The organism is Lysobacter sp. 22409, from assembly GCF_052045105.1.
Lineage (GTDB): Bacteria > Pseudomonadota > Gammaproteobacteria > Xanthomonadales > Xanthomonadaceae > Lysobacter > Lysobacter antibioticus_B.
The window spans coordinates 159,467-183,538 of sequence record NZ_JBQEOE010000005.1 but is presented as its reverse complement, the minus strand read 5'-3'; the positions used below and the strand labels follow the sequence as shown (position 1 = coordinate 183,538).

The following is a 24,072-nucleotide window of genomic DNA, read 5'->3' as shown; positions in this document are numbered from 1 at the left end:
TCGGTGCTTGAGGCCGAGCGGCCCTCACCCCAACCCCTCTCCCGCTGGCGGGAGAGGGGCTTTGACGCACGTGCCGCTTAGCTTTGCACCGCAGCGCGCGCCGCGGCGATCAGGGTGCCTTCGTGGACCAGTTGCACGGCGGTGGCGACTTCGCCGTCGAGCGCGCGGTCGCGGTCGAGGAAGGCGATGGCTTCGCGCAGCTTGGCGTGCGCCGCGGCGACCGCCTTGCCCGGACGGAACTCCTCGGCGGCGGCCAATTCGGCGCGCAGGCCTTCGACCTCGGCGAGAAAGCCGGGGTGATCGGCACTGTCGCCGACCGGACCGCCGGAGACCTTGCTCGCGAGCGTCTTGGCGTCGGCGCGATCGGCCAGGTCGCGGGCGGCGTTGATCATGTCGCGTCGCAGGTCCAGCGCCTGGGCGGCGGTGTACAACTCCAACGCGAGCACCTTGCCGAGATCCTCGGTCATCGACAGCACGTGACGGGCTTCGTTGGCGCCCATCGAGACGTGGTCTTCGGCGTTGGCGCTGGTCGGGATCGAATACACCGAGGCCGGGTGCGCACGGCTGGCGAGATCGTTGACGATGGCCGCGGCGGTGTACTGCACGATCATGTGGCCGGATTCGGTCGCGTCTTCGTTGCCGATCAAAAAGCCCGGCAGGCCGTCGTTGGTGGCCGGGTCGACCAGCTTGTTGAGGCGACGCTCGGAAATGCTGGCGAGCACCGGGATCGCGGCCTTGACGTAGCTCATCACCAGGGCCAGCGGCATGCCGTGGAAATGGCCGGCCGAGATCACCTGCTGTTCGACGTGCTCGGCCTGCGCATCCGGGAACACGATCGGATTATCGGTCAGCGAATTGAGCTCGACTTCGAGCACGCGCGCGGCCTGGGCGATGGCGTCGCGCACCGCGCCGTGCACCTGCGGGATGCAGCGCAGCGAATAGCTGTCCTGCGGCTGGTGCTTCTTGCCGCCGCGGAACGGACGGAAGCGGGTGTAGAACTTCTCGCGGCCGTGGCGCTGGCTGAAAGGCACCCAATCCCAGCCAATGTCGAAGCTGAGCTGCTGCGCCTGTTCGGTGTCCCAGCTCTGCGGCAGCCAGGGACGGAAGCGCGGCACCAGGTGATAGGGAATATCGGCGAGGGTCGAGCCTTCGAGCAAGCGGCGCAGGTTGGCCGCGACCTCGACCTGGCCCGGGTGCGGACGCAGGTCGTGCACGGCCTCGGCGAAGGCGCCGAGACGGCCGGCGAAAGCGTCGATGGTCATCGCCGCGGCGAGGTCGGCGGTGTCGAGCAGGTCTTCGAGGCGGGCCAGCGCCAGCACGCCGCAGGCGAGCATCTGCGCGGTGCCGTTGTTGAGCGCCAGGCCTTCCTTGTAGGACAGCTTGACCGGGATCAGGCCGGCGAGCTGCAACGCTTCCGCGCCCGGCATGCGCCGGCCGTCGTAGAAGGCTTCGCCGCCGCCGAGCAACACGATGGCCAGGTGCGACAACGGCGCCAGGTCGCCGCTGGCGCCGACCGAGCCGAGCTGCGGCACCACCGGCACGATGCCGGCGTTGAGCATCGCCGCGAGCGCCTGCAGGGTCTGCACGCGGATGCCGGAGTGGCCGCGCATCAGGGTGTTGATGCGGATGCACAGCATCGCGCGCACGATCTCCGGCGCGAACGGATCGCCGACGCAGACCGCGTGGGTAACGATCAGGTTGCGCTGCAGTTCTTCGTGCAGGGTCTCTTGATTGCGCTTGGCGCCCGGCAACTGGTCGCGCAGGTGGTGCGCGCCGAGCAGACGGTCGGCGTTGCTGCCGAAACCGGTGGAAACGCCATAGATCGGTTCTTCGCGGCGCACCTGTTCGGCCAGGAAGTCGGCCGCGCGGGCCACCGCGGGCAACTGCGCCGCGGCCAGTTCGACCTGGGCGCCGTAGGCCACGGCCACGAGTTGCGAACGCGTCAGCGAACGGCCATCGAGTTGGATCTTGTTCAAGTTGTAACCTCGCCTCGCACCCTGGCGATCATCTGAACGGCCGCGCTTACGCCGCGAACGGCGCAGCCCGGCCGAGCGTACTCGGGAGTCGGTGCGTCAATGAAACGATGGGAACCGCGGCGGCGTCATTGCGCCGCGGCATGGAGTCGGCCCGCATCCGCGCCGGATCGCTATCCGGTGCGGGACGAACCAGAGAATCGGCCGCGCACGCGAACCCACGCGCCCGCCGCCGCAGACCCGCCGCACAGACGGCCGGCATGCGGATCGCGAGATCCGCCACGCCGGCACGGCCTGCGCGGGCCGGGATCACTTCATGACCCGCGACTGCTCCAGTTCGACCCGCAGCGTGCGCGCCAGCTCGGCGCGCGACACCTCGAACTGGTCTTCGCGGCGCAGGTCCTTGACCGTCGCCGTGCCCTTGGCGATTTCGTCCTCGCCCAGCACCACCACGAAACGGATGCCGGCGCGGTCGGCGTACTTGAACTGCTTGCCGAGCTTGGAAGTTTCCATCACCACTTCGGTGTTGAGGCCGCCATGGCGCAACTCGTTGGCCACCGCCAGGCAATGCGGCAGGTGCGCGTCGTCCATTTGCGTGACCAACACCTGCACGCTGCTGTCGGCGGTGCTGACCAGGCCGGCTTCCTGCAACTGCCAGAACAAACGGGTCAGGCCGATCGAAATGCCGACACCGGGCAGCTTGGACTTGGTGTAGTGGCTGGCCAGGTCCTCATAGCGCCCGCCCGAGCAGATCGAGCCGATCTGCGGGAAGTCGTCGAGCGTGGTCTCGTAGACGGTGCCGGTGTAGTAGTCCAGGCCGCGCGCGATCGAGAAGTTGAGGGCGTAGTTCTTTTCCGGCACGCCCAGCGCGCGGATCAGTTCCAGCACCTCGCGCAGCTCGGCCACGCCTTCGCGCAAGGCCTCGTTGCCCTCGCCCAGCGCGGCCAGCTTGGCCAGCGCGTCGGCGTGCGAGCTCGAACGCACCGCGACGAAGTCCAGGATGGTCGCGACCGCGTCCGCGACCAGGCCGAACTCGGGCCCGGTCAGGGTGTCGCGCACGTAATCGGGGCCGCGCTTGTCGAGCTTGTCGACCTCGCGCAGTACCAGCGCCTGCAGGCCGCCGTCGGCGACGCCCTGGGCCTCGAAGAAGCCGCGCAGCAGCTTGCGGTTGTTGAGCTGGATCGTGAACGGACCGATGTCGAGCTCGGAGAACACCGCGTAGATGGCCGCCGGCAGTTCGGCGTCGTAACGCACGCTGAGGCTGTCTTTGCCGATCACGTCGATATCGCACTGGTAGAACTCGCGGAAGCGGCCGCGCTGCTGGCGCTCGCCGCGGTACACGCGCTGCATCTGGTAGCGGCGGAACGGAAACGCCAACTCGTGCTCGTGCTCGGCCACATAGCGCGCCAGCGGCACGGTCAGGTCGAAGCGCAGCGCCATCTCCGGCACCCCGCGCTCGCCCGATTGCGCGCTTTTCTCCAGCGAGCCGGTGGACTGGGCGAAATAGACCTGGCGCTCGGTTTCGCCGCCGGATTTGGTCAGCAGCACCTCCGACAGCTCCATGACCGGGGTTTCCACGGGCAGGAAGCCGAAGCGCTCGAAATTGCGCCGGATCGTGTCCAGCATGCGCTGGAAGGCGATCTGGTCGCGGGGCAGCAGCTCCATGACTCCCGGCGGGGTACGAGGCTTGATCAAGCGGAACTCCAATACGTCGGCCGCGCCGACAACGAGCTGTGGGGGTTGGAAAGCGCCACAGTTTAACGGCCGCCCCCGCTCCCTGCTCGTCCGATCAACAGACCCCTTGCGCCGGCCGGGGGTGAGTCGCTAGAATTTGCGGCTCAGCAGTCGGGGTGTAGCTCAGTCTGGTAGAGCGCTACGTTCGGGACGTAGAGGTCGCAGGTTCGAATCCTGTCTCCCCGACCAATGCTGAGAGTGTTTCTGACTAAGCCGGCCTTGTGCCGGCTTTTTCGTGTCTGCGCGACACCCGCCCTCGCCCGCATGGCCTGACCCGGCCGGATCGAGGGCCGACAGACGACGCGATGCAGGTGCGGGCCTCGCACTTTCCGGAACAGAAACCCAGGCGTCTGCCCCGCCGTCGCAGGGGGAGCGGGACGACATCTTGGGTCAGCCCGATCTCTCCGGACCCCGCAATGTCGGCGACTCCAGCCTTACCCCGGCCTGGCTTGCGGGTTCGGCTTGCAGGGGTCGAGCCCAGCCCGGTGCCAGCCGCTTCGCGCGGCCTGGCTACCTCACCCCTCTTGGCTACAGTTCTTGTCCGAACATGATCCGATGACCGTCGATCGTGCGGACACCGAACTCGCGCATGCCCCAGGGCTTGTCCGACAGCGTTTGAGTGAACACCGCGCCCGCAGTCCGATACTCGGCGAACAAAGCGGCGGCGTCCGCCACCGTCACATAGCCGTACCAGGAGTGGTCGCCGAGCGCCGCGGGCGGAAGCGCGTCCGTACACTCGCCGAGCATCACCCGAAAACTTCCGCGAGACAGAAAGGTCCAGCCCGGCGCGGTGAAGTCGATGCTCAGGCCGAGAACGGAGGTGTAGTAATCCGTGGACTTGGCCAAGTCCGGGACGGCCAGCGTGTAGCGAACCTTGGTGAAATCGGACATTTCCGTCTCCTTGCCATGAACTGCGCCGCTGTCGCCCCACGCTGGAATCGACCGGGCCGCGCAGCGGCTTCGGTTCGAACGGATCGTCAGTCGTTGCCCGCGACACGGAAGCGAGCCAGCTCGCCTAGCGACCGACACACCAGGGTTACCTGTGAGCCCGACCCGAGCGGCTGATGGGCCACAGCGCCGTCCGGAAGCAGAACATATACGCCTTTGCCCTGGTCCGAAGCGATGGGGAGGTGCTTGGTGCCGTGGACCTTGCGATTTTCGCGGACATGCCGAGGGACGAGCGGGTAGAACCTGCCGATCTCCCAACGTTGGCCGGATGGAGCCACCAGAACGAACTCGAGCCGCTGCAGAAACGGCGCGGCGTCATAGAAGTCGCCGGCTTCGATCGGCAGCGCAAACCCCACGAGTCGTCCGGTGCCGTCCAGGTCGGGCCGCCTGAGCGCGGCCATGGAATCGCGGGTCATCCAAGGGGAGACGATCGAGTAGCGCAAAATGGCCCAAAGCATGAAAACCAGCGCGAACACGATAACTGCGCAAAGCGCATACCCCAGGAAACTCAGTACTACGTCCATGTAGCGCTCGCCCCCTGTAGATCGACGGTAAACCGATCTGGTGGCGGGGTTATACACCAGCCGCGCCGAGGCACGATAACCAGGCGAGCTATCGCTCAGGCCCTGAACCGTGCGCACCGTCCGCGGCAAGGCTTGGGCAGCCGAAGGCCGCGGTGCGCGGCAGGCGCGGCTGCGTGGCCGGTCCCGCGCGACGGGCTCGTTAGGCATTGGGTAAATCCTCAACCCAGCCGAGCACAGACTCATGACCGACATTGCCAACCTCTCGCCGGCCGCCAAGGCCGAGCTCCACGCCCACATCAAGACGATCACCGAGTCCGCCGAGCAGGCGCTCGCCTCGCTGCACCTGGTGTCCGGGGACGCCGCCAACCAAGTCGCGCAATCGGCCGCGGCCTATTTCGACGGCGTCACCAAGATCGCACTCGCCAGCCAAGGCGTCTTGATGAAACAGATGACCCAGGACCTGGCCGAGCAGTCGGTGCAACAGTCCGCGGAAGACGCCCTGGGCCTGTTGGCCACCGACGTGCTGATGGGCGCGGCCGCTGCGGTCGCCGCCGCGGCCGCTGGGATGGAAGCCAGGTCGGCGGCCTTTGCGATCGACCGTATCGACGAAAACATCGCCAAGTACTCGTCGATGATCCGAGACCGCATGCCCTGACTCCGACCGTCTGCATGCCGCTCGACCGGCGGCGATGCAACGGCCGCAGGCAGCAAGATGCCGCGCGAACCCGGCCTCCCTCGCGCCTCGGCGGCCGGCCCAAGCTGTGGCTATTCGAGGCCGGCCATATCGCGGTTCCGGCCGCCCGGAGCCTGCTCTATCCTGTCCACCGGCCGCGCACGATGCGCGACCCCATGCCAATGCAAGGAGCGACATGCCGATGGGCCGTTATCTCAAAATCTGGAACTGGATCGCGATCTTCGGGGTCCTCACCGCGCCGCTGTTCGGCGTACGTCTGTCGCCGGGCAGCCTGCTGATGGGTCTGGTCCCGTTCGTGTTCGCGCTGGTCTCGGCCTCGCTGGTGCAGGCGTCGTGGTTCGCCTTGCTGGTGCGCCTGGGCTCGGGGCTGCTGGCCTTGTTGGTCGCCGGCTTGTTGTTCCGCATCGGCATGGTCACGCCGGGCGTGGTGCGGCTGCTGTTGTTGTTTTCGGTCGTGCCGATGCTCAACGCGATCTACCTCGTCCCCTGCCCGCCCGAATTGCCGACCTTGCGTCCGCACCGCACGCCGCTGCCGCCGCGCCCCGCTCCGCAACAAGATCCGGATCGTCCCGCGCCCTGAGCGCAGAGGCGGCACGCGCACGCCGCCGGCCTTCGGTCCGGTCTGCGCCTCAAGCATGGCTTCAAGCTTCGACTCGCGCTTGCACCGCCTGCGCAGGCAGGAACTCGCCGACCCGCGCGAACCCATAGCCCTGCCCGCGCAAGGCCGGCACCAGGCGACGCACGATCTCGACGATGCCGTGACGGGCGCGGCCGAGCTCGTCGTCGCCGTCGTGCAACAGCACGATCGCGCCGGGATGGATGCGCGCCAGCACCGACTCGACCACGCAGGACACGTAGCCGGGCGCATCGGGTTCGAGCCAGTCGCGCGGGTCGACCGACCAGCCGACCACGGTATAGCCGAGGCGCCCGAGCGCATCGACCTGCCCTGGCGCGATTTCGCCGTAGGCCGGGCGGAACAGTCGCGGTATTTCGCTCAGCCCTGCGTCGCACAGGGCCGCCGCGGCGGGATGGATTTCGCGGTCGATCCAATCCTGCACGCCGAAACCGCGCGCATCGGCATGACTCAGCGAGTGGTTGCCGACCTCGTGGCCTTCGCGAAGGATGCGTTCGATCAAGGCGGGCTGCGCGCGCGCGGCCTCGCCGACGCAGAAGAAGGTCGCGGCCACTTCGAGTTCGGCCAGCAAGGACAACAAGGCCGGCGTGGCGCGGCCGGGGCCGTCGTCGAAGGTCAGCGCCAGACGGCGTTTATCCGGCGATCCGCGGCCGAGATAAGTGCGCGGACGGTCGGCGAGGAAGTCGTGATAGTCCATACCCTGCCCCGCCCTCAGCGCGTCAGCCAGGTCTTGCGATGGCCGCGCAGTTCGTCGATCAGGCCGATCACGTTGGCCGGCAGCAACAGCACGTCGATCACCGTGTTGCAGATCGACACCAGCACCAGGTCCAGCGGCCCGAGTTGCAGGCGCGTGCGCGCCTGCATCACCGCGATGAAATTGAGCAGGGCCATCAGCCACCAGTTCAGGGCGGCGATGCCGAGCAGGGTCGGGCTGCGATAGATCGAAGCACCGGCGATCAGCAACAACAGGGTCGGCACCAGCGCCGACTGCGCCCACAGCAGCCACCACGGCAGCATCTTCATGGTCCGCGGCCAGGAGATGCGCCAGGCGACGCGAAACGATTCCAGACGCCCGCGCGCCCAACGCCGGCGCTGGCGGAACAGGCCGAAAAAGGTCGAGGGACAGATGGTATAGGCGATCGCATCGGGTGCGTAGGCGATGGAATAACCGTGGGCCAAGGCGCGCCAGGTCCAGGCGATGTCCTCGACCAGCCATTCGCCCCAGCCGCCGAGTTCGCGGATCACCTCGGTGCGATGCAGCGAGAAGGCGCCGGCGACGACGTTGACCACGCCGATCTTGCTCTGCACGTAACGGATCGCGGCGAGCGCGCCGACATGTTCGTAGAACTGCAGACGGTGCAACCAGGAATTATGACGACCGGCCGGCACGATCAGGCCGCAGGCGGCGGCGTGGCGCGGCGAGCTGTACAAGGCCTCGACCGCCCGGCGCAGCGAGCACGGCATGATCACGGTGTCGCTGTCGATCACGGTGACGACGTCGGACTCGGCCGACAACTGCGGCAAGGCCGCATCGAGCGCCAAGCCCTTGGCGCCGCCGTTGCGTTCCAACGAGATCAACCGGTAGGTCTTGTCGCGCGGCTGCGCCAGCCAGGTCGCGACCGTGGCCGGCGTGGAATTGGTCGAACCGTCGTCGACCAACAACACCTCGATGCGGCCCGGATAGTCGGCGTGCTCGATCGCATCGAGGGTCATCAGGAACGACGCCTCGGGCTCGTTGTAGAACGGCACCAGGATCGACACGAACGGATAGTGGGCGAGCGTCGGCGCGGTCGGCCGGCGCACCGCCTTGAACAAGGCCCACCCGGCCAGGAACACCAGGCAGCACAACAGCACGAAAGTGGAGAAACCGACGAGGCCGGTGAGGACGAACTGGCTGAACATGAGGCGATGCATCCGGCAGCGCGATACGCCTCCGCGGCATCGTCGATGCGCAGTGCGTTCGCAGGGTCTGATTGGCAGACCGGACGCGTCGATACGGGTCGCCGCGCGTGTGCGCGGCCCCGCACGCCTGGTGCTTGTGGGGGAACTACTTTTGCAGAACTCAGCGGTAGAACGTGGTGGGGTTAATGGTTGCTTGCGAAACGGTGCCGCATCTATCCATCGATCGAAACGCAATGCGTTGTCGCGTTTTCTCAATAGAGAATGAAAGCAGCAAGCGTTTTATTCTGTGACGACGGCAAGCAGTTCGACGATCGTTGTAGTCGACGTCGCTCGACATGCGATCGATGATCGATGAAGAATCGAAACCGTTCTGTCTTATCCCTTGGTCATGATGAACAATCCCCCGACGATCGCCCCCACGCAGGCCGCCCCGATGTTCCGTCCGCGCTTCGATATCGGCGCCCAGCGCATCGATTGCGGCCGCGAGCCCGACGTCGCCACCCATGATGCGGCCGACCAGTTCGCCACCTGGCCGCTGCTCGACTATTCCGCCTGCGAACCGACCGAAGACCAGGCCGCGATCAACCGCTGGCTGGCCGCCGCCGACCTGCGCGAGCGCGACATCCTGCACGTCGGCACCGGCAACTCGTCGGTGGCGCGCCTGCTCGCCGGCAAGGTGCGCGGCATCGTCTCGGTGACGGTGGCCCACAACGAATGGCAGCACGGCAACGCGCTCGGGCTACCGCAGTACTCGGTGCATCTGCTCAACAAACACAGCGACGACTTCGCCCGCCAGTTCGAGCCGGCCAGTTTCGATTGCATCCTCGACAATAACCTCGCCAGCTTCGCCTGCTGCCAGCGCCACCTCGAACGCTATTTCGAGACTCTGGTGAGCCTGCTGCGGCCCGACGGGTTCATCCTGACCCACTGGCTCGGCATGCAGTGGACCCTGGACGTCGGTGTCGACGACGTCGAACCGGTCTGGCAGCTCGATGCCGGCAAGCTGCGCGCCATCGCCAGCGCTTACGGCCTGGCGGTCGAACGCCAGGACGAGTTGTTCTTCCTGCGCCGCGCCCGCACGCCGAACGCCGGCGCGACCAAGCCCTGAGCGGCGGCTCGCCGCGCCGTCGCCTGCGACCGCCGTGAGCGAGCGCCCCGCCCCGGTACCGCCTCGCCTGCGCAGCCGCTTCGCCACAGCGGCGCGGCTGTGGCGCATCGGCCGGCGCGAGCCGCGTTTCGGCTGGCTGCTGCTCGACAACCTGATCACCACCTTCGGCGCCAGCTTCACCCTGATCGCGCTGCCGTTTCTGGTGATGCGCCTCACCGGCAGCGCCTTCGATCTCGGCCTGACCGCCGCCATCGAAGCCTTGCCCAGCGTGTTGTTCCTGTTCTTCTTCGGCGGTTTCCTCGACCGCGCCAACCCGATCCGGGTGTTGTGGATCTGCCGCGCGCTCTACGTCGCGATCAACGCCAGCATGGGCCTGCTGACCTGGTTCGGCCTGATGACCATCGAGATCATCTACGCACTGGCCTTGTTCGGCGGCCTGGTCTGGGCGGTTGCGTATCCGGCCGGGCGCGCGAGTTTCGGCCTGTACATCCGCAAGGGCCTGCTGCCGGCCGGCAATGCCTTGTTCGCGGTGGCCTCCAGCCTGGCGATGATGCTGCTGCCGATGCTCGCCGGCAGTCTGATCCTGGCCTCCAGCGACAGTCACGGCCTGGCCATCGCGTTCTGGATCGACGCGCTCAGCGTCGCCGCCTCGCTGTGGCTGCTCGCGGCGGTGCGCCGGCGCGGGCCGGTGCGACGGCCGGCGCAAGAAAGCGCGGCCGACGCGCCCTCTAATGACATTGCAGGATCGCCGCCTGCATCGTCGCTCGCGATCATCCCGCGCAGCTATTACCTGTATCTGTTGGTCAGCACGGTGCTGGTGTTCGGGCCGGTGCAGATCCTGCTGCCGGTGTTGCTGGTCGAACACGGCGACACCCGCTACTTCCTGGTCTATGTCGCCCAGTTCGCCGGCATCACCGCGGCGGCGGCCTTCGCCGGCCGCGCCTCGAACGACTTGGCCGGAGTGATCGTCAAGTTGCTGGCGTGTTGGGCGGTCGCCGCGCTTGCCTACGGCCTGCTGGCCTGGAACGCCAGCCTGGCGACGGTGTTGGCTGCCTTCTGCCTGCTCGCCGGCGCCTCCAATTTCTACGGCATCCAGTCCTTGTCGTGGCTGCAACGCAGCGTCGCCGCGCAGCACATGGGCCGCGAGATGACCTGGTTTTCGGCCGCGACCATGGGCGCGATGCCGCTGGCGACCTTGTTGACCGGTCTCTTGCTCGAACGCCTGCGCTTCGCCGCAACGACGCAGTGGCTGATGGCGCTGATCGCGCTGTCCTTGCTGGCCGGTGTCGTGCACCTGCGTCTGCGGCTTGCGCGCGCACCGGTCTTGCAAACGCTCCGGGGGCCGACGGCCCCCGGAGCTTGACGCCTTTGTCGCTTTCGACGTTCAGTTCGTCTTCAAGCCGTACATGAAGGTCGCCGGCACGCCGTTGATCGCGCCTGCGGTGCCCGGGTTCGGGCTGGTGTTGCCGGCGCCGCCGATGCCGTCCCAATTGGTCTGGCCCAGCGAATACAGCCCCGCACCGACGATCGACAGCGCATTGAGCGCCGCGGTCTGGGTCGGCGCCGCACCGTAGTAGGTGACGAAGCTGCGCGCCGCGCCCGGTGCGAGCGAACCGAAGCGGAAGTCCATGTGCGCCCCGAGGTCGCCGGGGCCGTTATCGGTCATCGGCCCGGACAAGCCGGAGTTGGCCGCAAGCGGGTCGAGCGAGTTGAAGCCGTTGTTGTTCCAGGCCAGCAGGAACGGCGAGGCCCCGGCCAGGGTGATGTACTCCGAGAACGTGTTCGGCGGCACGTCGTAGTCGATGCCACGGGTGTAACGCAGATCCTTGACCGTGGTGCGGCCGATGTTTTCGATCTTGACGTCGACGCGGTACAGGAAGCTCGTCGCCGCGATCGGCGTGTACTGATGGGTCACCCGGAACGTGCTGCCCACCGTGACCACCGACGTCGCCATGCTCGTGGTCGGAGTGAAGCTGACCAACGTGACGTTGCTGGTGCCGGCGCAACGCGAGGTCCGGCCGGTCACCAGTGCGGCCGGATCGGCATTGGCCACGCCCCAGCCTTCGCAGGGCGCGCCCGGTGCCGAGGCTTCACCGTTGGTCGGCATGTAGCGCAGGCCGACCAGGCGGGTGCCGTAGCGGCCGCTCGACAGGTCGATGTTCGGGCACTCGATGTTGAGATAACCGGTCGGCGCCACGCCGAGCTGGATGATGCCGTTGTTGATCAGGCCCGGGCAGCCTTCCGGCGGATCGACCGCGCAGACGTAGCCCCAGTCCTTCGCCTCCACGCTCGGCGTGTCGACGCGCTGGAACTTGGGAATGCGTTCCAGGTGCGGCAGGAACTCCTTGTACGGCAGTTGCGGCCGGAACGCACCGGGGTCCCACAGATCGGCGCAACCGGTGTTGAGGCCGGGGTCGACCTGGACGAAGTAGAAGTCCTGGATATCGCCTACGCCCTGCCAGTCGCTGAAGGTGTTGCCGGCGAGGATGAAGCGGTCGCTCTTGCGGTCGATCGCGTACAGGCTTTCGCGGAACTTGTCGCCGAAGCGGCGCGGCGACAGGCCGCCGTAACGCAGCAGATCGCTGGTATTGGCCGCGAACAAAAAGCCCTGGGTGCCGGCGATGGTGCCGACCACCGCGACCGCGCCCTCGCGACCGTCGAGGCCGCGCGCTTCGACCACATCGAAGGCGGTGAAGCTGGCCTTATCGCGATCCACCCAGCTCGCCTGCACCAGCGGTCTGCAACTGTAACGCGCGTAACGAGCCAGATAGGCCTGCGAGGCGCTGCCCTCGTCGAGCCCGGTCGATGCGCCTACCGAGACCGTTTCGCCGGTGTAGTTCGCGTTCAACAGTGCGGTCAGGCCATGGAAGTCGCGATGGTCCTGGCCGTCGATCAACACGCTGCTGCACACCGGCCCGCCGTTGGCGTCGGTGCGGAACATCAGGCCGCCGCGTTTGGCATCGGTGGTCAGTGCGGTGCCGGCAACGACGATGTCGGTGAAGCCGCCGCTGCTGGCGAGGTTTTCGGTGACGGCGCGGAAGCGCAGTCCCGGCCAATCGCCGCTGCCGTCGTAGCGGTGATCCCACAACACGTTGCCGACCGCATCCAGGCGTGCGATGCGGCCGAGGGTGCGGCCGTCCTTGTCGTTTTCCTCGCCGACCACCACCAGGTCGCCCTGCGCCGGCGCCTTGCTCGGCATCACCGATCCGGTTTCGATCAGGTCGTAACCGGTCGCGCGGTGACTGGTAGCGACGTTGTCCAGCAACGTGGTCCAGATCTGCCGCCCGCGGCAGTCGATCTGCAGCACGTAGATGAAACTGCCTTCGCCGAGCTGCACCGCGCCGGTCACGGCGAAACCGCGTTCGCCGCTCAACTCGACGATGCCGTAAGCGTCGGAGCGTTTGCTGCCGGCGATCATGTAGGCCTGCTGCCAGGTGTTGATGCTGCTGTCGTCGGTGACGCCGAGGTCGTTGGCGCGGGTCACCAACACCTGGGTATTGCCGTCGCTGGAACGACGCGTGCCGACGGTGACCGAGCCGCGGCCCGGACAATAGTTCACCGCCTTGACGTCCTCGCCGCCGTCGCGCCAAGGTTGGTTGCCGTAGTGAGTTTCGAAGTTCTGGGCTTGCGCCCAGGGTGCTGCGAGCATCAAGCCCGTTGCCAGCACCGCGGCGTGATGCCGCAGCCTGGAGCCGGTACGTCCCATGAGTTCCATATGAGCCTCGTTGCGGAATCATTCCGCGTGGATGGGTCGATCGCACTGCATCGCCGAACTTAGCCCTCCTCGACGCGCGTTCCGAGGAAGAACACGGGGCGATATCGGGACATAACGGGAACGATTCGCGCGATCGGACCGCTGCGTTCGAGGCGAACGCATGAGGTTTCCGTTAAAGCGCACAGCGCGTCACAGCGCCAATGGGAGCGCCGACAGATTAACGTGGCGCGCGCCGACCGACGGTGCACGACGAAAACGGCCTGCACCGAGCGATGGCGCATGACGACTGCGGCGTAGCCGCACGCTTGCGCTGCGGCCTGAACTGTCTGAACGCGTTGTCGGAACGCGCTGTGGTATTACCGTCGCAGCGACCGCCGCACAACGTATTCGACGTTGTCGCGGCGCGGGCGCGCTGAAGCAGCCGGCAACGCCGGCCCTACTTCGCCTCGCCGAGCAACTCCACTTCGGCCAGCTCGATGCCGCCCTGCCCGGCGCCGTCGGCGAGCAGACGCAAGCGATAACGCGAGTACGCGGCGGCCTCGGCGATGGCGAACGCGCGCGTCTGCTTGCGCCAGGCGAAGACCTGCCCGCTGCGTTCGTCGAGCGTGGTCCATTGCGCGCCGTCGTTGGAACCCTGCAAGGCCCAGGCCTGCGGATCGCCGCGTCGCGCCGCCGAGGTCAGGGTGTACAAGCGTACCGTCGCCGGCGTCTTGAAGTTCCAGCTCAGCAGCGGCATCGGCCCGCTCAAGCGCGTCGAAGTGGTCGCGTCGTCGTCGAACAAAGCCGCTGCTTGCTTGGCCGCGACACCGGCGACCGTCGCATTGTCGCGCCGCCCCAGGTCGCGCAGCGGCTTGGGTGTCTCGCCGTCGGCGCTCAGCGATTCCGGCAAGGCCTGCGCGCTGCTCGCCCAGTTCGACGGCGACGGCCCCATGCGGAAATCCAGCACCGCGCCTTGCGCCAATAATTCATGCGGCAGGGTCAAGCGGTCCCAGGCTTCGCCGTTGACGCGCAGCGATTGCACGTAGCGATTGCGCGCGCTGACCTTCGGCGCGTTGATCTGCAGTTCGCGGCCGTTTTCCAGGCGGATGCTCATGCGCTCGAAGCGCGGCGCGCCGATCACGTACTCGGGCGAGCCCATGCGCAGCGGATAGAAACCGGCGGCGCTGAACAACCACCACGCCGACATTTCGCCGTTGTCCTCGTCGCCGGCATAGCCCTGGCCGATCTCGCCGCCGACGTAGAGGCGGTCGAGGATGTCGCGCACTTTCTCCTGGATACGCCAGGGTTGGCCGGCGGCGGCATACATATAGGGAATGTGGTGCGAAGGCTGGTTGCTGTGGCCGTACTGGCCCATGCGCACGTCGCGCGCTTCGAGCATTTCGTGGATGACGCCGCCGTAGCTGCCGACCTCGAAGGTGCCCGGCGTGGCGAAGAACAGATCGAGCTTGTTGCCCAAGGCGGTGCGTCCGCCGTGCAAGGCGGCCAGGCCGGCGCCGTCCTGCGGCGCGTGGAAGGCCATGTTCCAGGCATTGGTCTCGGTGTAGTCGCCGCCCCAGCGGGTCGGGTCGAACTCGGTCGCGGTGTAGCGCCAGCGGCCGTCGCGATGGCGGCCGACGAAGAAGCCCAGTTGCGGATGGAACAGGTTGGCGTAGCCGAGCGCGCGATTGCGGTAGTACGCGGCATCGTCGCGATAGCTGCCCTGGTAGGGATCGTCGGCGCCGGCCTGCTGCGCCAGCGCGCCGGCCAGGCGGCCGATGGCGAAATCGTTGATGTAGCCGTCCATCGACCACGACAGGCCTTCGCCGACCGTGGTGTCGGTGTAGCCGGTGAAGATCGCCCGCTCGATGCCCTTGCGGCCCGCGCCCGGCACGCTGCTGACGCTGGAGGCGTTGCGGAGCGCCGACTGATAGAACGAGCGCACGTCGAAATTGCGCACGCCCTTGAGCCAGGCATCGGCGAAGGCCACGTCGGAACTGGTGCCGACCATCAGGTCGGCATAGCCCGGCGAGGACCAGCGCGCGATCCAGCCGCCGTCGCGATACTGCTGGACGAAGCCGTCGATCATCTCGCCTGCATGCGTCGGCGTCAGCAATACATAGGCCGGCCAACTGGTGCGGTAGGTGTCCCAGAAGCCGTTGTTGACGTAGACCTTGCCGTCGACGACGGCCGCGCCGGTGGCGCCGGCGCTGGCCTTGCCGGTCGGTGCCGAGAACGGGCTCGCGTATTTGTACAACGGCCGCTCGGCGGTGCCGGTGTTCTCGTAGCCGCTGTTGGGGTAAAGAAACAAACGATAGAGATTGGAGTACAGCACCGCTTGCTCGTGCGCCGGCGCGCCCTCGGCGCGGACGATGCCGAGCTTGGCGTCCCAGGCGGCGCGGGCGCGTTCGCGCACCGCGTCGAAGCCTTCGTCGGCGCCGATTTCCAGCTCCAGGTTGCGCTGCGCCTGTTCGACGCTGATCAGCGAGGTGGCGATGCGCATCGTCACCTGGCGGGTGGGATCGCCGCTCAGGTCGAAGCCGTACCAGGCCGAGACGCGGTCGCGCCCGGCCTTGTCGCGGTCGAGCCGGGCGCCGTCGCGGATCGGGCGGTCGAACCGGGCGTAGAAGAACAGACGCGAGGCGCCGGTCGAGAGCTTGCTCATGCTCTCGCTCCAGCCGCTGAGCGCGCGGCCGTCGCGGTCCAGGCGGATGTCGCCGTGCTCGTCGCGGTGGTCGAACAGCAACTGCGCGCGGGTCTCGCCGGGCTCGGCCGGGAAGGTGAAGCGCATCACCGCGGCATGGTCGGTCGGGGTCATCTCGGCGACCAGGCCGTTGTCGAAGCGCACCCGGTAGTAATCGGCGCGCGCGGTTTCCTCGTCGTGGCCGAAACTCAGCGCGCGCTTGCTGCGGTCGAACTCGGGCCGGCCCTCGCCGATCGCCGGCATCACGTGGAAGGTCTGGCGGTCGCCCATCCACGGGCTCGGCTCGTGCGACAGCGCGAAGGCTTCGATGCGCGGGCGGTTGTCGTCGCCGTTGCGCTCCTGGTACTGGTAGATCCAGTGCGAACCGGCGTTCGTGGTCGGGGTCCAGAAGTTGAAGCCGTGCGGCAGCGCGACCGCGGGAAAGGTGTTGCCGCGCGAGAAGCGGCTGTTGGAATTGCTGCCGCGGCGCGTGTCGACGTAGTCGCTCGGGCGCAGCGCCGCGCGCTTGCCCTTGGCGAGCGCGGGCGCCGGGGCGATGCGCAGGTCGTCCAGATAGCCCTGGTACGGCAACGCCGTGTCGCCGTCGTGGACCAGCAGGATCTTGCGCACGCGGCGACCGGCCGCGACCTCGCCGATGCGGCTGCTGACCGCGTTCCACTGGTCGGGATAGAGCAACCGCGCCATGCCCTGCTCGCGCGCGGTCAAGGCATTGCCGTACAGATCGAGCGGCTTGCGTTGCGACAGACGGCTGCCGTCGTCGAACACCAGGTCGATGGCGACATAGGTCGAACCGTTGCGCAGCGCATCGAGTTTCGACGGTGCCGGCTGGCCGGCGATGTGCGCGCTCGACAGCGGGAACAGGCGATACGACAGCTGCGTGTCCTTGGCGACGGCGATGTCGACCTCGAAGGCCTGCACGCTTTGCGCGGCGCCGCTGCCCACGCCCTGGTAACGCAGCGAGCGCACACCGCTGAAGCCCATGCCGGGCTTGGCGGTCAGGGCGGCGGCCTCGGGCGGGCCGCCGTCGGCACTCAGGCGCGGCACCGCCCCGGTGGCCGCAGGTCCGCCCGTGGATTCGGCCGCGGCCGGCTCACCGGCCTCGAACGAGGTCCAGAAGCTGCGCGCGGGCCCGGCCATCGCCGTCGGCATCAGTGCCCCGGCCAAGGCCAGCGCCAAGGTGTGCTTCGCCGCTGCCCGTGCGCCATCGCGGCGCGCTCTCCACGTTGCCGACATTCCCGCTCCCATTGCCCGGACGGCGACTGCCTCCGATTCGCACTGTGCCGACCGGCACAGGCCCCTGCTTTCTCGATTTAAATCGATCTAAATCGAGCTTGTCAAACCGCGCCGCAGCATCCTCGGCAGCGTCTTGGGAGCAAAAAATCCAATCCAGACAAGCACTTCCAGCATCGTTCAAGCAGCGGACGGGGCCCCTTGGCACACCTTTTGCACCACCCTCCCTGTAAATGTGATTTGCATCACATTTTTATCTTGGAATAAATCGCATCTGCACCCCCCTGCCTTACGGACCCTGTCGCTCATGCCGACTCCGCACCGACTTGCTCTCTCAATCGCCTTGGCGACCGCGAGCGCAATCTGCCCCCTGACGTCAGTTTTTGCTGCGGAGCGTCAAACGACCGCAACGAATGCGATGCCGGAGATCGAGCGCCTGCGCGCCGACCGGCAATGGCTCGCTGCGCTGTCCCGCATCGAAAGTGCGCAAGCGGCAACGCCCGGCGACGACCGCCTGTATCGCCTGCAAGTACTGACCCTGGCCGACCTGGGCAGCGCGCATCGCGCCTGGACCTTGTACCAAGCCCGCCCCGACCTGTTCGATACCGCCGAACGCAAGCGCCTGGACTCCGGCCGCCTCGCTCGCCTTGCGGTCTGGGGCAGCCTCTACCCCGAAGACGAAGCCACCCGCCTCGATGAAATGCGCAGCGCGCGCGACGCCTTCGAGCAGTACCGCGCCACCCAGACGCCGGAGCAACGCCAGGCCGACCTACGCACGCGTTTCGACGAGTTGATGCTGCTCAACCATCTGGAACGCCACGCCGAGGTGGTCGAACGCTACCGCGCGTTGCAGGCCGAGGGCGTCGAGATACCGATGTATGCCTTGTCCAAGGTCGGCGCGTCCCTGCTGGCCGACAAACGCCCCGAAGAAGCCGCGACCGTGCTCGAACGCGTCGTGCGCGAATGGCCCGAGGACCACGACTCGCAGCTGCAGTTGGCCTACGCCTATTCGGAAGGCGAGCGTTTCGACGACGCCCTGGCCCAACTCGACAAGATCAAGGCCGCCGAACCGGCCTGGGTGCGCGTCAACGGCGCCAAGCAGAGCGTCGAAAACTGGCGCCATTACGACGCCGACAGCACCCAGACCATGATCCGCCTGTACGGCGAAGACACCGTCGGCGCGCAGCAGCGACTCGAAGCGATGGCGGCGATCGGGCCGGACAACCCCGGCGTGCAGACCAATCTCGGCGTCGCTTATCAAAAACGCGGCTGGACCGATCGCGCGCTGCAACGCTTCCAGATGGCGAGCACGCTGGAACCGACCGGCGTCGGCGCGCGCGTCGGCCAGGTCGGCGCCTATCTCGAGCACGCCCGCGTCGACCTGGCGCGGCCGATCCACGACGAATTGATCGCCAACCGCCCGCGCGACGTGCAAGTGCGGCAGATGAGCGAGTCCTGGGACAGCCGCCTGGGCTGGCAATGGTTGTTCAGCACCGCCAGCGGCCGCAGCGATGCGCGCGGCGGCGGCGCCACCGCCTCGCCGCTCGGCACCCGCGATGCCGTGCACCGCCTCGAGGTGCGCAGCCCGCTGATCAACGACCGCTGGCGCCTCACCGCGCACGCGCAGGATGCCTGGGCCGATTACCCCGGCGACCGCGTCCACGATCGCCGCGCCGGCATCGGCGCGCTGTATGCCTACGACCGCCTGAGCCTGGGCTTCGGCGTCGACCGCGCCAACGACCGCTGGCTCGATCGCGGCGACCGCACCGGTTATTACCTCGATGCCGGTTGGCGCCTCAACGATGCCTGGCGCGCCAATGCGTCCTGGTATCGGCAAACCCCGGACGCTTCGTTGCAGGCGCGCGGCGCCGGCATCGATGCCGATGCCTTGAGCCTGGGCCTGCGCTGGACGCCGAGCGAGCGCACTTCGCTCGGCGCGAGCGCGCAGCAACTGCGCTACAGCGACGACAACCGCCGCAGCGCCGTCGCGCTGAACCTGGATCAGCGCCTGTACACCAGCCCGCATCTCCAGGTCGCCGGCTTGGCCGATCTGTCGGCCAGCCGCGCCAGTCGCCGCGACGCCGAGGTGCCCTATTTCAACCCCAGCCGCGACGCTTCGCTGAATCTCGGCGTGCGCCTGGATCACATGACCTGGCGCCGTTACACCCGCCACTTCCTGCAGCGCCTCACCGCCACCGCCGGGCCGTACTGGCAGCAGGGCTACGGCAGCGCCTGGGTGCCGCAACTGCGTTACGAACACGAATGGCGGTTCGGCACCGGCCGCACTCTCAACTACGGCCTCAACTGGTCGCGTCCGGTCTACGACGGCGTGCGCGAAGACCGCGTCGCCTTCGATCTGAGCTTCCGCTGGGGTGAGGAATGAACATGCTGTATTTCGCTGCGCCGCTTGCTGCCCCCCTGCGCGGGTTGATCCACCGGGCGCTCGCGTTCGCCGTGCTGGCCGTGGCCGCGCTGGCCCCGCTCGCGGCCGGCGCCAACGAACTGTTGGTGCTGAGCTATCACGACGTGCGCGACGAAGTGGCGCGCAAAGGCGATCCCGATGCCTACGCCGTCAGCACGCAGAACTTCGCCGCGCACCTGGACTGGTTGTCCGGCCACGGCTACCACCCGGTCGCACTGAGCGAGGTCATCGCCGCCTCGCGCGGCGGCAAGCCGCTGCCGCCCAAGGCGGTGCTGCTGACCTTCGACGACGGCCTGCGCAGCATCTACACCCACGTCTTTCCGCTGCTGCGCGCCTACAACTACCCGGCGCTGATGGCGGTGGTCACCTCCTGGGTGGACCTGCCGCGCGATCAGAAAGTCGATTACGGCCCGCGCATGTTCACCCACGACGATTTCGTCACCTGGGAGCAATTGCGCGAGATGCAGGCCTCGGGCCTGATCGAAGTGGCCTCGCACAGCCATGCCCTGCACCGCGGCGTGACCTCCAACCCGCAGGGCAACAGCATGCCCGCGGCGATCACCCGCGCCTGGGACGAGAAGGCCCAGCGCTACGAAAGCGAAACCGAATACCTGGCGCGCATCCGCAAGGACCTGGGCGACAGCGCCGCCGAGATCAAGCGCGAACTCGGCGTCGGCCCGAAGTCGGTGATCTGGCCGTACGCGGCCTACAACAGCCAGACCAACGCGATCGCCGACGAACTCGGCATGGCGGTCACCTTCGACCTGGAAGGCCGCCATCAGAAGATCGGCGCCGACCTGCACGGGCTGGCGCGCCTGCTGGTGTTCAACAACCCCACCGTCAACGACCTGGCCTATGAGTTGCGCCACGACGAAGCACTCGACGGCCTGCGCGCGCTGCAGGTCGACCTGGATTACGTCTACGACGCCGACCCGGCGCAGCAGGCGCGCAACCTGGACAAGCTGATCGAACGGGTCAAGCAAGTCGGCCCGAGCCACGTCTTCCTGCAGGCCTTCGCCGACCCCGACGGCAACGGCTCGGCCGATGCGCTGTACTTCCCGAACCGGCATTTGCCGATGCGCGCCGACCTCTACAACCGCGTCGCCTGGCAGCTCAAAACCCGCGCGAACGTCAAAGTGTTCGCCTGGCTGCCGGTGCTCGGCTTCGAGCTGCCCGATGCGGCCTTGAACCAACGCCTGAAGATCCAGGCCAGCAACCCGAAAGAAACCTTCCGCCTCAACCCGTTCGAGCCGCAGACCCGACGCATCGTTGCCGATATCTACGAAGACCTCGCGGTGAGCGGCTACACCGAAGGTCTGCTGTTCCACGACGACGCGCTGCTGCGCGACGACGAGTTGCGCGGCCAGGCGCCGGCCGACCCGGCCGCGCGCACCCAGGCGCTGATCGACTTCACCCGCGAACTGGCGCGCGCCGCCGGCAAATGGCGTCCCAAGCTGATCACCGTGCGCAACCTGTTCGCCGCGCCGGTGCTGGAGCCGCGCAGCGAAGCCTGGTTCGCGCAGAACCTGGCCGCCTTCAACCAGGCCTACGACTACACCGCGGTGATGGCGATGCCGTGGATGGAAAAGAGCCGCGATCCGCAGGCGTGGATGGACCAACTGCTGGCCGACGTGAAACGTTCGCCGCGCGGCCTGTCGCACACGATCTTCGAGTTGCAGACCGTCGACTGGCGCAACCAGCGGCCGATCCCGGCCGCGCGCCTGAAGGCGATGGCCCACCGCTTGCAGGCCGGCGGCGCACGCCACCTGGCCTGGTACCCCGACAACTTCATCGACGACCAACCCTCGACCCGGGATGCACGCGAAATCATGTCCGCGCGCGGCTTCCCCTACATCGAGCGCTGAGCGCCGCCCCGACCGCCAATCGCCGCCTATCGACATCCGGCCAGCCTGTACGCGCTGCCATCGAGCCCAACATGAGCCAGGTCACTAATCCGCTGCTCACCGCGCTGTTCCAGTTCGCGTTCTTCTATCCGATCGTGATGTCGTTCTTCTGGATCTCCGGCGGGCTGTACTACTACTTCCGCCGCGAACGGAAAGCGCGAGTGCGCACCGATCCGCCGCCGCTGGAGAACGCGCCGTTCGCCTCGATCCTGATCCCCTGTCACAACGAAGGCGACCACGTCCACGAAACCATCGCCGCGGCCCTGGCCCAACGCTACCCGCAGTTCGAAGTGATCGCGATCAACGACGGCAGCCGCGACGACACCGGCGACAAGCTCAACCGCCTCGCTGCCGCGCACCCGCAATTGCGCGTGGTGCACCTGGACCGCAACCTGGGCAAGGCCAACGCCATGCGCATGGGCGCCCTGGCGGCGCGTTCGGACTACCTGGTCTGCATCGACGGCGACGCCCTGCTCGACGAATACGCGATGCACTGGATGATCTGGCACCTGTGCTCGGGCGCGCGCGTCGGCGCGGTCACCGGCAACCCGCGCATCCGCAACCGCTCGACCCTGCTCGGCCGCCTGCAGGTGGGCGAGTTCTCTTCGATCATCGGCATGATCAAGCGCGCCCAGCGCGTCTACGGCCGCATCTTCACCGTCTCGGGGGTGATCTGCGCCTTCAAGCGCAGCGCCCTGCATCGGATCGGCTACTGGTCCGACAGCATGGTCACCGAAGACATCGACATCAGCTGGCGTTTGCAGATGGACCACTGGGACATCCGCTACGAACCCAATGCGATGTGCTTCATCCTCATGCCCGAGACCCTCGGCGGCCTGTGGAAACAGCGCCTGCGCTGGGCCCAGGGCGGCGTGGAAGTGTTGATCCGGCATGGCCGCGACCTGCTCTCGTGGCGCCGCCGGCGGATGTGGGCGGTGCTCGGCGAGTACGTGTTGAGCCTGGCCTGGGCCCACATCATGGCCTTCATCATCGGCCTGTGGGCGCTGGGCCTGCTCGTCGATCTGCCCGAACAATTGCGCGTGACCACGCTGCTGCCGTCGTGGCACGGCGTCATCCTTGCCCTGATCTGCCTGCTGCAGTTCGCCGCCAGCATCGTCATCGACCGCCAGTACGAGACCGGGGTCGGGCGCAACTACTACTGGATGATCTGGTACCCGATGGCGTACTGGCTGCTCAGCTTCACCACCACCGTCGCCGCGCTGCCCAAGGCCTTGTCGAAACGCCGCGGCACGCGCGCCACCTGGGTCAGCCCGGACCGGGGGATTCGATGAACACCCACCTCTCTCCGGCGGCGCCGAAACACGCCGACTCGCATCGCACGGCACGCAAGCGCGCCGCGCACAAGCACGACTCGCGCCTGATCCAGAAACCCGGCGCCCAGGACGCCTGGCCGCGCACCTTGTGGGGCGTGGTCACCGGCGCCTTCTGGCTGGCCTATCTGTATCTGTGGATACCGGTGGCGACCTTGGTGATGTGGCTGCTCGGCATCCGCCGCACCGCCTCCGAACTGTATCTGCGCGAGCACGGCGTCGACCCGTTCCTGATGCTGGTGCTGCCAGCGACGGCGGCGGTCGTGGTGGCGATGCTGCTGATCTGGGCCGAATACAACCGCTGGCGTTTCGCCACGGCCAAGGGCGAACGCCGCGGTGCGCAGCCGACCGTCGGCCTGGACGAAATTGCCGACCACCTTGGCGCCAGCGCCGAAGTCGCACAGGCACTCAACCAAGGCCGCATCAGCGTCCTGCACATGGATCCGAACCACGCGGTGCCGTTGTCGCTGACCGCGGTGACCCCGCCGGCGATCAGCCAGCCGTTCCCACCGGTGGCGCCGATGCCGCGCTTCGCCCGCGACATGGCGCCGCAAGGCTCGTGGATTTTGATGATCGCGCTGGCGATCTCGGTGGCGATCGTGGTCGGCGTGTTGGCCGTGGTCTCGTTCGGCTATCGACAAATCCAGAGCGTGGCGCCGAAACGCACGATCGAAGGCACACCGGGATTGGACCGCCCGGCCTACCTGCCCAAAGAGCCTGAGCCCGCGCTCGACCCGGTCGCGATCGGCAAGCACACCGCGGCCGGCATCGAATCGGCGGTGCGCGATGCACGGCAACTGCAAGCTGCCGAGGCGATGCGTCCCGCCCCCGCGCGCCCGCGCGGCAACACCGGCGCCCTGGCGCCCAACGCCAAACCGCGTCCCTTGCCCGGCCGCAGCCCGAAACCGCCTTACCCCATCGACGCACTGCGCCGCGGCGAAGGCGGCCTGGTGACCCTGCGCGTGCAAGTCTCGGCCGATGGGCGCCCACTCAAAGTCGACGTCAGCAAACGCAGCAGCAACCGCGAACTCGACCGCGCCGCCGTCCGCACCGTGCGCACCTGGCGCTTCGCCCCCGCGGTGCGCAAAGGCAAAGCAGTGGCCGCGGTGGTGATCGTGCCGGTGGAGTTCAAGCCGGATCGTTGAGCGGCCGCTTCTCCCGCTTGCGGAGATGGCTCTTGCCTTCTCTCGCTGGCGGGAGACTGGCGCCTCCCTTCTCCCCCGAGCGGGAGCCAGCTCAACCGCAACAGGAAATACAAACCTAGAAATACCCA

General features: G+C 67.6%; 16 protein-coding genes and 1 tRNA gene. 9 read left to right on the top strand and 8 right to left on the bottom strand.

The features are described 5' to 3' along the window. Window positions 1-77: 77 nt before the first annotated feature. Together ACTJJK_RS04585 and hisS are read right to left on the bottom strand one after the other, a co-directional pair. On the bottom strand, window positions 78-1,976 hold the full coding sequence (locus ACTJJK_RS04585; RefSeq protein WP_440729607.1) for an HAL/PAL/TAL family ammonia-lyase: 1,899 nt from the start codon (window positions 1,974-1,976) through the stop codon (window positions 78-80). A gap of 306 nt (window positions 1,977-2,282) precedes the next feature. Then, window positions 2,283-3,668 carry a histidine--tRNA ligase gene (gene hisS, locus ACTJJK_RS04580; RefSeq protein WP_440729606.1) on the bottom strand — a complete coding sequence of 462 codons (1,386 nt, stop codon included), beginning with the start codon at window positions 3,666-3,668 and terminating at the stop codon, window positions 2,283-2,285. Between the two features lie 151 nt (window positions 3,669-3,819). On the opposite strand from hisS, the gene ACTJJK_RS04575 reads away from it, so the two are divergent. Continuing rightward, a tRNA-Pro gene (locus ACTJJK_RS04575) sits at window positions 3,820-3,896 on the top strand. Window positions 3,897-4,235: 339 nt separating this feature from the next. Here the strand turns inward: ACTJJK_RS04575 and ACTJJK_RS04570 are convergent. Both ACTJJK_RS04570 and ACTJJK_RS04565 read right to left on the bottom strand, forming a co-directional pair. Further along, on the bottom strand, window positions 4,236-4,598 hold the full coding sequence (locus tag ACTJJK_RS04570; RefSeq protein ID WP_440729605.1) for a VOC family protein: 363 nt from the start codon (window positions 4,596-4,598) through the stop codon (window positions 4,236-4,238). Window positions 4,599-4,684: 86 nt separating this feature from the next. Beyond that, entirely contained in the window at window positions 4,685-5,179 is a 495-nt protein-coding gene (locus ACTJJK_RS04565; protein WP_440729604.1) for a hypothetical protein, read from the bottom strand. Between the two features lie 241 nt (window positions 5,180-5,420). On the opposite strand from ACTJJK_RS04565, the gene ACTJJK_RS04560 reads away from it, so the two are divergent. Continuing rightward, complete coding sequence (locus tag ACTJJK_RS04560; protein WP_440729603.1) at window positions 5,421-5,834, top strand: hypothetical protein; 414 nt, start codon at window positions 5,421-5,423, stop codon at window positions 5,832-5,834. A gap of 220 nt (window positions 5,835-6,054) precedes the next feature. Further along, on the top strand, window positions 6,055-6,453 hold the full coding sequence (locus ACTJJK_RS04555; protein ID WP_440729602.1) for a hypothetical protein: 399 nt from the start codon (window positions 6,055-6,057) through the stop codon (window positions 6,451-6,453). A 61-nt stretch (window positions 6,454-6,514) separates the two neighbouring features. Here ACTJJK_RS04555 and ACTJJK_RS04550 read toward each other — a convergent pair whose 3' ends face one another. Continuing rightward, window positions 6,515-7,204 carry a polysaccharide deacetylase family protein gene (locus ACTJJK_RS04550; protein ID WP_440729601.1) on the bottom strand — a complete coding sequence of 230 codons (690 nt, stop codon included), beginning with the start codon at window positions 7,202-7,204 and terminating at the stop codon, window positions 6,515-6,517. Between the two features lie 14 nt (window positions 7,205-7,218). Then, window positions 7,219-8,409: a glycosyltransferase family 2 protein gene (locus ACTJJK_RS04545; protein WP_440729600.1), complete on the bottom strand. Its 1,191-nt coding sequence runs from the start codon at window positions 8,407-8,409 to the stop codon at window positions 7,219-7,221. Window positions 8,410-8,842: 433 nt separating this feature from the next. On the opposite strand from ACTJJK_RS04545, the gene ACTJJK_RS04540 reads away from it, so the two are divergent. Together ACTJJK_RS04540 and ACTJJK_RS04535 are read left to right on the top strand one after the other, a co-directional pair. Then, a complete protein-coding gene (locus tag ACTJJK_RS04540) occupies window positions 8,843-9,517 on the top strand; it encodes a hypothetical protein (RefSeq protein ID WP_440729599.1) in 675 nt (224 codons plus the stop codon). A 34-nt stretch (window positions 9,518-9,551) separates the two neighbouring features. Then, window positions 9,552-10,880, top strand: coding sequence for an MFS transporter (locus tag ACTJJK_RS04535; RefSeq protein WP_440729598.1), 1,329 nt, complete (start codon window positions 9,552-9,554; stop codon window positions 10,878-10,880). 21 nt (window positions 10,881-10,901) lie between these two features. On the opposite strand, the gene ACTJJK_RS04530 is transcribed toward ACTJJK_RS04535, so the two are convergent. After that, a complete protein-coding gene (locus ACTJJK_RS04530; RefSeq protein WP_440729597.1) occupies window positions 10,902-13,232 on the bottom strand; it encodes a hypothetical protein in 2,331 nt (776 codons plus the stop codon). Between the two features lie 436 nt (window positions 13,233-13,668). Continuing rightward, window positions 13,669-17,145, bottom strand: a complete 3,477-nt coding sequence (locus ACTJJK_RS04525; protein ID WP_440729596.1) for a GH92 family glycosyl hydrolase — start codon at window positions 17,143-17,145, stop codon at window positions 13,669-13,671. 415 nt (window positions 17,146-17,560) lie between these two features. Here ACTJJK_RS04525 and pgaA point away from each other — a divergent pair, with 415 nt between their 5' ends. The 4 genes from pgaA to pgaD all read left to right on the top strand — a co-directional run bounded on the left by pgaA (window position 17,561) and on the right by pgaD (window position 23,944). After that, window positions 17,561-19,525 carry a poly-beta-1,6 N-acetyl-D-glucosamine export porin PgaA gene (gene pgaA, locus ACTJJK_RS04520; protein ID WP_440729595.1) on the top strand — a complete coding sequence of 655 codons (1,965 nt, stop codon included), beginning with the start codon at window positions 17,561-17,563 and terminating at the stop codon, window positions 19,523-19,525. Window positions 19,526-19,527: 2 nt separating this feature from the next. Next, on the top strand, window positions 19,528-21,429 hold the full coding sequence (pgaB, locus tag ACTJJK_RS04515) for a poly-beta-1,6-N-acetyl-D-glucosamine N-deacetylase PgaB (RefSeq protein ID WP_440729594.1): 1,902 nt from the start codon (window positions 19,528-19,530) through the stop codon (window positions 21,427-21,429). Window positions 21,430-21,500: 71 nt separating this feature from the next. After that, on the top strand, window positions 21,501-22,760 hold the full coding sequence (gene pgaC / locus ACTJJK_RS04510) for a poly-beta-1,6-N-acetyl-D-glucosamine synthase (protein ID WP_440729593.1): 1,260 nt from the start codon (window positions 21,501-21,503) through the stop codon (window positions 22,758-22,760). Then, window positions 22,757-23,944: a poly-beta-1,6-N-acetyl-D-glucosamine biosynthesis protein PgaD gene (gene pgaD / locus ACTJJK_RS04505; RefSeq protein ID WP_440729592.1), complete on the top strand. Its 1,188-nt coding sequence runs from the start codon at window positions 22,757-22,759 to the stop codon at window positions 23,942-23,944. The genes pgaC and pgaD overlap by 4 nt, the downstream gene beginning before the upstream one ends. Window positions 23,945-24,072: the final 128 nt, after the last annotated feature.